6 protein-coding genes are annotated in these 14157 nt (G+C 67.4%); 4 read left to right on the top strand and 2 right to left on the bottom strand.

Features of this window, described 5'->3' with window-relative positions; all coding sequences use genetic code 11:
* Positions 1–11 precede the first annotated feature (11 nt).
* Complete coding sequence (locus O9271_RS10215; RefSeq protein ID WP_298269068.1) at positions 12–2324, top strand: TonB-dependent receptor; 2313 nt, start codon at positions 12–14, stop codon at positions 2322–2324.
* A gap of 71 nt (positions 2325–2395) precedes the next feature.
* Here O9271_RS10215 and O9271_RS10210 read toward each other — a convergent pair whose 3' ends face one another.
* Together O9271_RS10210 and O9271_RS10205 are read right to left on the bottom strand one after the other, a co-directional pair.
* Positions 2396–3643, bottom strand: coding sequence for a RagB/SusD family nutrient uptake outer membrane protein (locus tag O9271_RS10210; protein ID WP_298269065.1), 1248 nt, complete (start codon positions 3641–3643; stop codon positions 2396–2398).
* Positions 3644–3654: 11 nt separating this feature from the next.
* Positions 3655–6519, bottom strand: coding sequence for a TonB-dependent receptor (locus O9271_RS10205; RefSeq protein WP_298269063.1), 2865 nt, complete (start codon positions 6517–6519; stop codon positions 3655–3657).
* A gap of 327 nt (positions 6520–6846) precedes the next feature.
* Between O9271_RS10205 and O9271_RS10200 the strand changes: the two genes are divergently transcribed.
* The 3 genes from O9271_RS10200 (at position 6847) to O9271_RS10190 (ending at position 14046) form a co-directional block, all read left to right on the top strand.
* Positions 6847–10248: an amidohydrolase family protein gene (locus O9271_RS10200; protein ID WP_298269061.1), complete on the top strand. Its 3402-nt coding sequence runs from the start codon at positions 6847–6849 to the stop codon at positions 10246–10248.
* A gap of 79 nt (positions 10249–10327) precedes the next feature.
* On the top strand, positions 10328–12706 hold the full coding sequence (locus O9271_RS10195; protein ID WP_298269059.1) for a YfhO family protein: 2379 nt from the start codon (positions 10328–10330) through the stop codon (positions 12704–12706).
* Between the two features lie 38 nt (positions 12707–12744).
* A complete protein-coding gene (locus tag O9271_RS10190; protein ID WP_298269057.1) occupies positions 12745–14046 on the top strand; it encodes an amino acid permease in 1302 nt (433 codons plus the stop codon).
* Positions 14047–14157: the final 111 nt, after the last annotated feature.

Below are 14157 nucleotides of genomic sequence, written 5' to 3'. Positions count from 1 at the left end.
TCCCGCTCCAAATGAAGCTTGCGTTGCTGCTCTGTCTGCTCCTGAGTCCGGCCCTGCTGTCGGCGCAGGTTGCCCCTACCTCCGCCGGTCCAACCGGCGTCGTCACCGGGCGCATCGTGACCGCCACGACTGAGGCGCCCATCGCCGGGGCCACCATCCGTGTGGTGGGGCAGGAGGCAGGCGCGCAGAGTGAGGCCGATGGACGGTTCACCGTGCGCGGCGTGCGCGTGGGGATCGTCACGCTCGAGGTGCGGCGTCTCGGTTTCGCGCCGGTGCAGCGCGGCGACATCGCGGTCTCTCCCGCCAAGCCGGCCGAGGTGACGATTGCCTTGCGGCCGGTGGACGTCCAGCTCGATGTCGTCACCGTGCGCCCCGAGGCCTTTCCGGCGCGCATGCCCGCAACCACACCGGTCTCCACACAGCGTTATGACGCGGAGGAGGTCCGGCGGCAGCCCGGTGCCCAGGAAGATGTGCTGCGCGCCATTTCCATCGCGCCCGGTGTCGGGGTCACGAGCGCTGCCCGCAACGACATCGTCGTGCGCGGTGGCGCGCCGTTCGAGAACCTGTTCGTGGTGGACAACATCGAAGTGCCCAACATCAATCACTTCGGTTCGCAGGGATCCACCGGCGGTCCCATTTCGCTCATCAACATCCGGTTTGTGGAGAGTGCTTCGCTCTCGGCTGGCGGTTTCGGGGCCCGCCTGGGCGATCGCACGTCGTCGGCAACCACGCTGACGTTACGGGAGGGCAATCGCGAGCGCGTGGCCGGTGAAGTGAACGTGGCGGCCACGCAGGTGGGCGCCGTGCTCGAGGGACCGCTCGGTCGCAACGGGTCGTTCCTGGCCAACGTCCGCCAGAGCTATCTCGACCTGCTCTTCAAGGCGATTGGCCTCAGCTTCATTCCCAGCTACACCGACGCCACCATGAAGGCCACGTGGCGCCCCAATCGACGCGATGCCTTCAGTATCCTGGCCATCGGCGCGCGCGGAACGATTGCTTTCGACAACAGCACCGACTCGGCGCGCGTGAACAACGCGCAGGTGCTCGCGCCCACGCAGGATCAGTATTTCAGCGGCCTCACGTGGAAGCGGTTGCTCGGCCGCGGGGTGGCCACCACGACGCTCGGCCGCACGTGGACGCGCTACGTCACGGCCCAGCGCGACAGTCTGCTCGCGCCCATCTTCGAGAGTCGCTCCACCGAAGGGGAGAATTCGCTGCGCACCGACGTGACGCTGGTGGTCGGGCGCGGCGTGGAGATCGAGACGGGCACGATCTTCAAGTACGCCAGCACCCTGCGCTACGACGCCACGCTCGCCGGGTTCACGCGTCGCGACCAGACAGGGACACCGCAGCCGCTGTCGGTCGACACGTCGTTCACCGCGTGGCGCAACGGGAGCTACCTGCAGGCCACGTGGCAGAGTACACCCACGTTGCGCCTGTCTGGAGGCGTGCGAGGCGACTGGTATGGATTCCTCGACAACGCCGTGCGCCTCGCACCGAGACTGAGCCTCAGCTATCAGGCCAATGCGGTAACCACGCTGTCGCTCTCCGGAGGACGCTACTGGCAGGCGCCCAGCTACATCTGGCTCGTGGGGGATCCCGGGAACGCCTCGCGCCTGCGTCCGTTTCGCGCCGACCAGCTCATTGCGGGCATCACACGACTGGTAGGCAGCGATCTCAAGGTGCAATTCGAGGTATACGGCAAGCGGTACGGCGACTATCCGGTGCGACGATTCCGACCGCAGGCGGTGTTGAGTCCCAGCGGCTTCGACGATGCCACCACGGACATCCCCTTCGGTCTCGAGCCGCTGGCCAGCAGCGGTACCGGTACGGCGTACGGCGCGGAGCTGTTCGTGCAGAAGAAGCTGGGCGCGTCGCCGTTCTACGGGCAGCTGAGTGCGAGCCTCAACCGCACGCGCTTCACCGGCCTCGATGGTACGACCACGCGTGGGGCCTTCGACACGCCGGTGCTTGCCAACGGGGTGCTGGGCTGGCGCCCCAACGCCAAGTGGGAAGTGGCCACGCGTCTGCGTGGGTCGAGCGGGTTGCCGTTCACGCCCTTCGTGGGGCAGGGCAGTCTTGCCGGCACGCTCGATTTCGCACAGTACAACGCGTTGCGTGTCCCCTTCTTCTTTGCCGCCGATCTGCGCGTCGATCGGCGTTTCCTCGTGGGCAACCGTCAATTCATCGCCTTTCTCGACCTGCAGAACGTGACCAATCGGGTCAACACCACGGCCCCGCAGTGGAACCCCCGTCTGCGTCGCGCCGAGCCCAACGAAAGCATCGGGTTGCTCCCATCCATTGGCCTGAACTTCGAGTTCTGAGCGCGCCACGATGCAAGAACGGCCGCCGGCAGGTACGTGCCGGCGGCCGTCTCGTTTCCTGAAGTTCAGGGTTACCGCAGGTTGGGATTGGTCTCGAGTTCGGAGAGCGGGATGGGGAAGCAGAGGTTGCGTCCCGTCATATTCTCCTGGTCGCCCGGCCGGTTGAGTGCCGCCCAGCGCCGGAAGTCGCCAAGGCGACGCCCTTCGAGCCAGAGTTCGATGCCACGCTCGCGCTTGAGCGCCGTCCACGCCTCGGTGGCGTTCGTGGCGGTCCACGGCGCGAGGTTGAGCGCCGTACGACGCAGGTTGAGCCGGGCCATGGCGCCCGGGATGTCGTTGGCCACCAGCAGCGCCTCGGCCTCGATGAGGCGCATTTCCCAGCCGCTCGACAGGTTCATGGGCGAGTCGCGCACCGGGTACTTGGTCTGGAAGAACCAGCGTACCTGTCCGCCCAGGCTGGTGACGGCCGCGTCTCCGAAGCGGATGGTGAGGCTCGAGTCGAAGGGAACGCGCGGGTCCCGCGTGGTGCGACGGTAGTTGTCGTAGAACGTGCCCCACACCGTGTGGGCGCGGTACGGCTGGTTAGCCGATGCCCAGTTGATGCGATTGTACTGGTCCACGGTGTTCACGAAGTACGGCATGCGGTACACGAACGCGTTGTTCGTGATGAGGCCTGCGTCGGCCGAGGCGCCGGTGAGGTTGCCACGTAGCAGGCGCACCGACGCACGACCGGCCGTGGCCACGTCGCGCAGGGTGGCATTATTGGCAGCCGTGGCCACCGCAATCGCCTCGGTGAAGGCGGCTTCGGCGCGCTCGAGATACACCGTGTAGCTCTGGCGTGGCCCACCATCGATGACGCAGTCGCAGAAGTTCTCGCCGAGGTGGCGGTTGGAGTAGCCAGCCCAGATCAGCGCCTGAGCCAACGTGGCATTGTTGTTCGCCGCGGCACCGAGCACCTCCTTGATGCGCCGCACCCCCGACTCTGCCGTCCAGCGGGCGCGCTGTGCCTGATTCCACCAGTCGCCGCCGTCATCCGGCGAGAGTACGCCGAGCTGCTGTCGCACGGTAATGCCGAAGGCGCCGGTGGATCCGGCGGGGAGGACTTCCCGCGTCACGGCGGCCCCCGTGTACGACGTCCAGTTGAGCCCTTCGCCCAGGTCGCGTCCGGCGCCGTTCACGATGGCCGTGAGGGCGGCCGGGTCGTTGAGGAAGGCGGCCTGGACGGGCCCGGGATTGGTGACCTGCAAGTCGCATCCGGCAGCAAGCGCCAGCGCCGCGACGGGAGCCATGCGCACGAAGGCGCGAAGTGTCATCGTCATGGTCAAGGGCCTCAGAACGAGATGCGCAGGGAGGTCAGGAACAGCGCGGGCGCCGGAATGTGCTCGGAGATGTAGCGCACGCCCACGTTGAATCCGTCGTTGCCCGACATTTCGGGGTCGAACAGCGGCATGCCGAAATTGGTGCGGAAGACGTTCTGCGCGGAGAACACGAACGAGCTGCTGGCCGTGTGCGGAATCAGCTTGCCCAGCGGCACCGTGACGGTGATGTCGCGAATCTTGAAGAAGTCCGCGGGAAAGATGAACATGTCCTGGCGCGCATTGCGCGGGATGCACGTGAGCGTCTCGCGCGGCGTGAGCGGCTGACTCGCCGCGATGGCCGCGTAGGCCCGCGTGCACGTCGGCCACAGCACCGACCGCGACAGCGCCTGGAACGACGCATCTTCGTTGATGAAGGCGCCGCCCTGATACTCGCCACGGGTCGAGATGTTGATCCCCTTCCAGGTGGTGATGTTGAGCGACGGTGAGAGAATGAGCGTGGGCTGCGCCGGACCGAAGGTGTGGTTGAACACCGTATCGATGGGGGCGCCGATCACGTCCTCATTCTTGATGAGCCGGCCACGCAGCACCGGCGCCGGCTGTCCTTCAATGACCCACCCGAAGTTGCCCACGCTGAAAGACGGCGCGCCTCCGAGGCTCAGCACCTTGCTCTGATTGGTGCTGACGTTGAGGCCGGCCTTGATGTCGAGGTTGGTCTTCTCGAGAAGCGTGGCGTTGATCGCCGCTTCGATGCCGCTCTTCTCGATCTTGCCGGCGTTGCCGAGCGAACTGGCCAGGAAGCCGTTGGAGGGCACGTTGCGCACGAAGAAGAGCGCATCGTCGGTCACGGCGCGGAACCAGGTGAAGTCCACGCTGAGGCGGCCGCCGAAGATCTGGTTGTCGAACCCGATCTCCGTTTCCGTGGTACGCTCGGGGCCGAGGTTGGGGTCACCAAGGTTGAGCGGCCGCACGGCGGGCGCGGTGCCCCAGCCCACCGGGTTCCACGTTTGCACGGCGGCGAAGGCGGTGGGAGCACGGCCGGCCTGGCCATACGCCGCGCGCAACTTGAGGGTGCCGAACTTGTCCGACCAGAAGCCCTCGTCCGAGACGACCCACGAGGCACTGGCCTTGGGGTACGTCTGGAAGCCGAAGTCTTCACCGAAGGCGCTATTGCCGTCCACGCGCGCGCCCACGGTCACGAAGTACTTGTCCTTGATGCCGAAGAGCGCCTGCGTGAACGCGCCGCCGGTGATGTTCTTGAGGCGATTCTCGTCGGCGTTGCGCAGCGACCCCGAGGCCACCGTGGGGTTGGTGGGAGCCGGGTAGTTCTCCGAATACGCCACCACGTCGCTTACGAGCGAGTTGATGTACTGGGTACCGGCAGAGAACGTGGCCTTCATGCCGTCGCCGAACTGCATCTCGTAGTTGTTGGCCCAGTCGAGGCTGATGATCTTGTTCTGCCACACCTGGTTCTGGATGATGCCGAGCGCCGCGCCGGGGAAGCCGTACGGGCGCACGTTGCGGTTCTCGAGCGCGGAGCGGTCGAAGCCCACCACGAGGCGGCTCGAGAAGCGCTCGATGGGTGTCCAGGTGGCCGTGGTGCCCAACAGCAGGCGATCGATGTTGCTGTTCAGCTGCTGCCCGTACACGAGCTTGATCGTGTCGGGATTGGCGTTGCCGAAGTAGTTGCGCTCCTGCCGGAAGGCATTGAGCGTGATGCCCTGCGCGTTGTTGCCGGCCGGCGTCTGCGTGATGAGCGAGTTGTTGTACGCCGTATTCCAGCTGAACTGCATGTTCTTGAACGGGCTGAAGTCGACGTTGGCGCGCACCTGATACTTGCGCTCGTTGTCGAGCTGCAGCACGCCGTCGCTGTTGTCGGCGCCGAAGGAGAACAGGTACTTCACGTTGTTCTGGGTGCCGCCGGCCACCTGGGCCTGCATCCCCAACCGGCCGCCGTCGCGCACGAAGGCGTCCATGTTGAGCAGCGGCACCGAGTCGGTGCCGAACTGCTGCAGCCGCTGGAAGCCCGAGTTGATCTGGGCATTCCACTTGGGCGCGCCCTGCGAACCGCGCTTGGTGAAGATCTGGATCACGCCGGCCGCGGCGTCAGTGCCGAAGAGCGTCGTGGCTGCCGCCCCCTTCACGACTTCGATGCGCTCGATGTCGTCGGGGTTGATGTCGTTGAGCGGGCTGCCGTAGGCGTTCGCGCCGCGCTGCGTGGCGCCCTGGAAAATGCCGTTGCGCGGATATTCGTCGGAGCGGGTGCGCACGCCGTCCACATAGATGAGCGGCTGGTTGCTGAGCGCCAGCGATGTGGCGCCACGCAGACGGATGGCACTGCCACTGCCCGCGTTGCCCGTGCCGCCGGAGATCTGCACACCGGCCACACGACCGGCGAGCAGGTTGGACACGTTGGTGGGGACTTCGGGGAGATCCTTGGTGGACACCTGGCCAATGGAGTTGCCCACCTCACGCTTGCGTGCCGAGCCGGCGGTGCCGGTCACGACAACCTGATCGAGCGAGACCGGCGACGTTTTGAGCACGAAATCGGCGGTGGCCGTCTGCCCCGCGGCCACGGCAACGGCCTTTTCCGTCGGCTCGTAACCAATCATGCGTACACGCACCGTCACCGTACCTGAGGTGACGCGCGTGATGGTGTAGCCGCCGTCGGCGCCGGTCTGTCCGCCGTTTTGTGTGCCGGCGATGAACACCTGCGCGTTCGGGACCGCGTTGCCCGCGGCGTTGGTGACCCGGCCGCGAACGGTGCCGGTGGCCCCCTGAGCCTCTACGACCGCCCCGGTACCCCAGGGGGTACCGAGCAGGCCGGCAACGACAGCGCATGTCGTCAGGGCCCGACTCCACACACGTGAACAGAGCATCCGCACCTCTCCTGAAGTCTTCGTACTGCTGCACGAACCCGCCCGGACCGGGCGGGGAGGGAACTCGGGGGTGACCGGGTCGCGGCCAACAGGCCGTGGTCGATCGGGGACAGCGTTTCGTCCTTTCGTGAAGGCGCCCACACGCCTGTTGGTGGGACGGGGCGAACAGATGAGGGACGACAATCCCGATAGTGCACCCGAAAGGAGCAAATGGGCAAGCGAATGTACGCCGCGCCGCACCGTGGCTTGCCGCGCCCGGCACCGGGGGACAGAATCTCCGCCAGTCGGCTCACCCCCGACCGACCCTCCTTCGACCCCGGAGTTTTCGTGCGCCTGCGCCCCCTCTCGCTGTGCGTCGCCCTGCTGACGGCGCTGCCCCTTGGCGCCCAGGCGCCCGCTGCCCCGCCTCGTGGCGCCGCGGCCCGTCCCCTGCCGCTGGAGGCCACGCGACGCTTCCCGCTGGATACGCGCGACGGCACCTGGCTGTCGATCGACGTGAGCCCCGACGGGCAATCGCTCGTCTTCGACATGCTGGGCGACCTGTACCTGCTGCCCATGGCCGGTGGCGATGCCGTGCGCCTCACCAGCGGGCTCGCCTTCGACGCGCAGCCGCGGTTCAGCCCCGACGGCAAGACGGTCGTGTTCATCTCCGACCGGCAGGGCGCGGACAACGTGCACACGCTCGACCTGTCCACGCGCGAGGTGAAGGAGGTCACGCGCGGGCGAAGCAATGTGTACCTCTCGCCGGAGTACTCCCCCGACGGCAAGTACATCGTGGCCAGCAAGGGCGGATTCCGAGGCGGCCTCCCCACCCTGTGGATGTACCATGTGCAGGGGGGCAACGGCGTGGCCCTCTACACGCCACCGGCCAATGCGGCGCCCGGCTCGGCGGTGCAGCAGGCAGGGGCGGCCTTCTCCGCCGACGGGCGTTTCGTGTACTACACACAGCGCACCGGCGCGTGGAACTACAACGCGCAGTTCCCGCAGTATCAGGTCTGGTCGTACGACCGTGAAAGCGGCGAGCGCGAGCCGCTGTCGTCGCGCTACGGGTCGGCGGTGCGCCCCACACTGAGCCCCGATGGCAAATGGCTCGTGTACGGCTCGCGCTACGAGAACAAGACCGGGCTGCGCCTCCGCGACCTGGCCACCGGTGATGAACGCTGGCTGGCGTATCCCACGCAGCGCGACGAGATGGAATCACGGGCACCCATGGACGCGCTCCCCGGCATGAGCTTCACGCCGGACTCCAAGGAACTGGTGGCCAGCTACGGCAATCGTCTCTGGCGGGTGGCGGTGGACGGCAGTGGGCAGCGCGAGATTCCCTTCCGCGTACAGGCGCAGGTCGAGGTGGGTCCCGAACTGGCGTTCACGTATCCCATCGCCGACAGTGCCACCTTTACGGCGCGGCAGATTCGCGACGGGGTGCCAAGCCCCGATGGGACGCAGCTCGCCTTCGTGGCAATGGATCGCCTGTACGTCATGGATTGGCCCGCGGGCACGCCACGCCGCGTGAGCACGCTCGACGTGATCGAGGCCGAACCGGCCTGGTCTCCCGATGGGAAGTCGCTGGCCTTCGTGACCTGGACGGAGCAGGGGGGACGTCTCTACAAGGCCACGCTCGCGCCCGGCCGCACCACCCGGCTCGTGCCGTTGAGTGCCGGCCTGGCCACGCTGCGCCAGCCGGTGTTCTCTCCCAGTGGGACGCGCGTCGTGGCACTGCGCACCCCTGCGCAGGGGCGCCGCGACCAGACGGGGGTAACCGGTACCTCGGAGCTCGTATGGTATGCCGCGTCCCCCGCGGCCACCGATGGCGCGCTCGCCACGGTCATCGCCCGCGCCGCCGGTCGCAGCAAGCCGCACTTCACCGCCGACAGCACCCGCATCTATCTCTCATCGAACAACGGCCTGGTGTCGCTCCGCTGGGACGGCACCGACGAGCAGCGCCACCTGCGCGTGGTGGGGGCTGGCGGCGCCGGTGCGGCCGATGACGACCACGGCCACACCGAGCTCACGCTGTCGGAGTTGGAATTGCTGCGCGGCGAGGAGCCGGGGCTGCAGGGGCCGCCGGCGCAGCTCGTGCTTGCGGCGCCATCGGGGGATCTCGCGCTCGCGCAAATCGGTGGTGACTTCTACACGGTGGTCGTACCGCCGCGCGGCACTCAGGCCACGGTGAATGTGGCGGAACCGGCGAGCGCCACCTTCCCGGTACGAAAGCTCACCGACATCGGCGGCCAGTTTCCCGCCTGGTCGGCCGACGGCAAGCGCGTGCACTGGTCCATTGGCAATGCGCACGTGGTGTACGATCTCGACGCGGCCGTGGCGCGCGACGCCGCGATCGCCGCCGCCCGCCGCGACAGCACGATTGCCGAAAGCGCGCGTCCAACGGCCTACACGCCCACGGAAACGCGAGTGCGCGTGGCCGCCACGCGCGACCTGCCGGGGGGCACGGTGGTGCTGCGCAACGCGAAGATCGTCACGATGCGCGGCGACGAGGTGATCGCCCGCGGTGACCTGGTGGTGCGCAACAACCGCATCGCCGCCGTGGGCGCGTCGGGCACCGTCACCGCGCCCGCCGGCGCGACGGAGATGGACCTGGGCGGGGCTACGGTCATCCCGGGCTTCGTGGATACGCACGCGCACCTGCGCGCCGAGCGTGGCACGATTCACGAAACGCAGCCGTGGGCGTACCTCGCCAACCTCGCGTATGGGGTGACCACCACGCGCGACCCGCAGACGGCCACGACCGATGTGCTCACCTATCAGGACATGGTCGACGCCGGCCGCATCATTGGCCCGCGCATCTACAGTACGGGCCCCGGCGTGTTCAGCACGGACAACATCCGTGACCAGGAGCACGCGCGCAGCATGATGAAGCGCTACAGCCAGTATTACGACACGAAGACCATCAAGATGTACGTGGCGGGGGTGCGGCAGGTGCGGCAGTGGATCATCACCGCCGCGCGCGAGCAGCAGCTCATGCCCACGACCGAGGGCTCGCTCGACGTGAAGCTCAACCTCAGCGAAACGCTGGACGGGTATCCGGGTCTCGAGCACTCCATGGGGATCACGCCGTTGGGCGGTGATGTGACGAGCTTCATGGCCTGGGCGAAGCGCGCCTATACCCCCACCCTGCTGGTGAACTACGGCGGGCCGTGGGCGGAGAACTGGTTCTACACCAAGGAGAACCCGTGGGCCGATTCCAAGCTGCAGCGGTTCACCGCCTATGAGGAGCTGGCGCTGAAAACGCGGCGGCGCATGGCGAGCATGCCCAACGGCGGCACCGCGGGCGGCTGGTTTCGCGACGAGGAGTATGTCTTTCCCGAGCTTGCCACCGACGCCACGAAGATTCTGCGCGCCGGCGGACGTCTGGGCATTGGCAGTCATGGCCAGCTGCAGGGCCTCGGCTACCATTGGGAGCTGTGGGCCATGGCCAGCGGTGGCATGACCAATCTCGAGGCGCTGCGTGTGGCCACCATCGTGGGCGCCACCGCGATCGGCCTGCAGAACGACCTCGGCTCCATCGAAACGGGGAAGCTTGCCGACCTGATCGTGCTCGACCGCGACCCGCTCGCCGACCTGCGCAATACCAACAGCATCCGCTACGTGGTGAAGAACGGCCGGGTCTACGACGGCAATACCCTCGCCGAGCTGCACCCGACCAAGCGCAACGGGCCGGAGGTGCCGAACCGGCCGATCGCGCCGAGCACCAAGGCCGGTACGGGCAAGTAACCGCGGGGAGCGGTGGGGGCGGGGGGAAGGGGCTCGGTGCCCCATCCCCGCCTCCCCGCCAGCCCGGTAGATTGCCCGCATGCCTGTCCCCCCCACGCCCGATTCTTCCGCGAGCCACGCCACCAGCGCCCCGGCGACCACCACGTCGCATCTGGGTGCCCTGGCCGTGTGCCTTGCCGCCGCGCTGCTGCTGCTGTGGCCCTTGCTGACCGGCCAGATCATGTTCGGCGGCGGCCGCTCCGACATGTTCATCGCCGGCTACTCGTTCCGCCTCTTTGGCGCCGAGTGGTTCAAGGAGACGGGCAGCATTCCCCAGTGGAATCCGTACCTGTTCGGCGGCCTGCCGTACATCGGCGCCATGCACGGCGACATCTTCTATCCGTCGGCGTGGCTGCGCTGGATCATGCCGGTGGATCTGGCGATCACCTACGCCATGGCACTGCACTTCGTGCTGGCGGGGTGGTTCATGTATCGGCTGGGGCGCTCGCTCGGCCTTGGCTGGGGCGCCGCCGTCGTCGCCGGTGTGGCGTACGAACTGACGGGCATCGTGGCGTCGCAGATGAGCCCCGGACACGACGGCAAGCTGTTCGTGTCGGCGCTCACGCCACTCAGCTTCTGGGTGCTGCTGGCGGCCATTCGCCACCAGAAGCGCTGGGCATTCGGTGTCTTCGCGATCACCGTCGCGCTCATCATTCTCGGCCATTATCACATGGCCTATTTCCTGTTGCTCGCGCTGGGATTGTGGGCACTGTATCTGGTCTTCTGGGATCCGCAGCGACCCACCGATGTGAAGCCGGTGCCCACGCTCGCGCTGGCTGCCGGTGCCGTCGCCATTGGGCTCGGCATCACCGCGCTGCAAGTCATGCCCTTCTTTGCCTACATCCCCTTCTCGCCGCGTGCCGATGGCGCGAGCGACATGGGCTGGGAGTTCGCCACCAGCTACGCACTGCCGCCCAGCGAAGTTTTCACGCTGCTGCTGCCGCAGTTCAACGGCGTGCTCGATCACTACTGGGGCACCAATCCGATCAAGTTCCACACCGAGTACATGGGCGCGCTGCCGCTGGTGCTGGCGGCCTTCGCCTTTGGCGACAAGCAGCGCCGCGTGATGGCGTTCACGCTCGCCGGCTTTGCGCTCTTCTTCCTGCTGCTGTCGTTCGCCGGGCACACGCCGTTCTATCGCCCGTTCTACGAGTTCATGCCGCTGCTCAAGAAGATTCGCGCCATGGGCATGGTGTTCTACCTGCCCGCGTTCTTCCTCTGTGTGCTGGCGGGCATCGGGGCCGAGCGCGTGTTTGCGCGCGCGGTACCCATGAAGACGGTACTGGCGGTGGGGGGCGCGGTCGTGCTCTTCGCGCTGCTGGGCGCGGTGGGGGCGCTGCAGGGGCTCGCCGAGTCCATGGCCATCAACGAGCGCTATGAGGCGGTCGTGGGCAATGCGCCGTATCTGCAGAGCGGTGCCGTGCGGCTGCTGCTCTTTGCCGCGGCCGGCCTTGCGGTGCTGGTGCTGACGGTCAGCGGCAAGCTGGCGCGCCCCGTGGCTACCGGGCTGCTGGCGGCCGTCGTGGCCTTCGACTTGTGGAGCGTGAACCGCGAGTTTTACACCTTCTCGCCGCGCGCCACCGAGCTGTTTGCCGATGACGCCATCACGACGCGGTTGAAGGAGGTCAAGCCGCCGTACCGCGTGCTCGACGCGGCGAATGCCTACGGATGGTCGTTGCTCATGGCGTACAAGGTGCCCACGGCGCTCGGCTATCACGGCTTCGAGCTTCAGCGCTATCGCGAGCTCGGTGGCAAGGACAGCGGGTGGCAGAATCTCTTCTCGCCCAACCTGCTCGACCTGCTGGCCATTCGCTATCTCATTCTGCCCGACAGCCAGCCCGTGCCCGGCTTCCGGCAGGTCGTGCCGAAAATGACCACGACCTTTGGCACGCCGGCCGTGCTGTACGAGCGCGAGACGCTGCCGACATACGCGCGCGTCATCCCCGCATCGGCCAAGCTCGCGAAGGATCAGGCCGCGGCCACGATCGTGGATGAGCGGTTCCCGGTGAACCGCGTGGCCATCTTCGACGACAGCGCCACCGTGCTGTCGCCGGCGGCGGCGCAGCCGTTTGCTGAACCCACGGCGACGGCCACCGTGACGAGCTGGCAGCCTGGTGCCATGGAGATCCAGGTGACTGGCGCGGAAGCCGCACCATCGCATCTCGTGGTGAGCGAGAACTGGTACAAGGACTGGACGGCGGAGGTGGATGGCAAGCCAGGTGTGGTACGTCGTGCCGACCTGTCGTTGCTGTCGGTTGATCTGCCCCCCGGTGCGAAGTCGGTTCGTCTCACCTTTGCCTCGCCGGAGTATGCCACCGGCAAGCTGGTGAGCCTGGTGTCGCTAGCGCTCGCGTTGGCGTTGTCGCTGGTCCCGATGGCGATAGGGCGCCGTCGTGCGGTTTCCGGTGGCGCCGCGTAATGCGTTTCGCGTGACCACGTGCGCGTGAGTGGCGTTGCGTGAGTAGCTCACACCCGCGCCACTTCGGCTTCGCCGGTGCCACCTCGGTGCTGGTGGCGAACATGGTCGGCACCGGCGTCTTCACCTCGCTCGGATTTCAGGCGCTCGACCTGCATACCGGCGGGGCGCTGCTCAGTCTGTGGATCGTGGGCGGCGTGGTGGCGCTGTGCGGCGCCATCGCCTACGCGGAGCTGGGGGCGCTGCTTCCCCGCTCGGGGGGCGAGTACGTGTATCTCGGCCAGGCGTGGCATCCGCTGGCGGGATTCCTGGGCGGCTGGGTCAGCATGACCGTGGGGTTTGCCGCGCCCATCGCGCTCTCGAGCATGGCTTTTGGTCGTTATCTGTCGGCCATCGTGCCGGTCGACCCGCGCCTGGCGTCGCTGGGGATGCTGGCGTTCGTGGTGGCGGTGCATCTGGCAGGGCTGCACGCGGCCAAGCGCTTTCAGATCGCCATTACCGCCACGCAGCTGTGCCTGGTGGCGGCGTTCGTGGTGGCAGGGCTCACCTTCGCCCGTCCGGTGCCGCTCGACATGGGGCTGACGGGGGGCGTCGCCCTGCGTGAGGTGCTCTCGGCACCGTATGCGGTGAGCCTCGTGTACGTGTCGTTTGCCTTCACCGGCTGGAACGCGGCCGGGTACATTGCCGGCGAAATCGTGGACCCGGAGCGCACGATCCCGCGCGCGGTGGTGGCGAGCACGCTGCTGGTCACGGTGCTGTACCTGCTGCTCAACTTCGCTTTTCTGCGCACGGTGCCGCTGGCGGAGGTGGCAGGCAAGGTGGAAGTGGGGGCGCTGTCGGCGCGGGCCATGTTCGGCGCACGGGGCGGTCAGGCGATGAGCGGGATCATTGCGGCGGTGCTGCTGGCATCGATCAGCTCGATGGTCATTGGCAGTTCGCGCGTCACGCAGGCGGTGGCGGAATCACTGCCGCAGTGGCGGGTGCTGGGGGCGCGCGGTGCCGACGGTGTGCCGCGCAACGCGATTCTGGCGCAGGGAGGGCTCATTCTCGTGCTGCTGCTGACCAACTCGTTCGAGGCGGTCATGCTGTACGCCGGCTTCACCCTCAACCTCATGTCGCTGCTCACCGTGCTGGGGATGATGCGGCTGCGGCGCACGGCGGCGCACCAGGTGCGCCCCTATCACGCCTGGGGGTACCCGCTCACACCGTTGGTGTACGTGGCGCTGAGCCTGTGGACCTTGGGCACGCTGCTCGTGCAGCGACCGGGGGCGTCGCTGGCCGGGCTGGGGACGGTCGTGGTCGGGGTGGGGATATGGATGGCGGGGAGCCGACGGACGGGATGAGGGACGGCGTCATGGGAGACGGCGTCATGGGAGACGGCGTCATGGGAGACGGCGTCATGGGAGACGGCGTCATGGGGAAAAGCGCTATGCTTGAACGGGTTATGGGGTAGA

Origin of the sequence: Gemmatimonas sp. (genome assembly GCF_027531815.1) — a bacterium.
GTDB lineage: Bacteria > Gemmatimonadota > Gemmatimonadetes > Gemmatimonadales > Gemmatimonadaceae > Gemmatimonas.
Note: the sequence above shows the minus strand (reverse complement) of the source record. Positions and strands in the feature narration are given on the sequence as shown.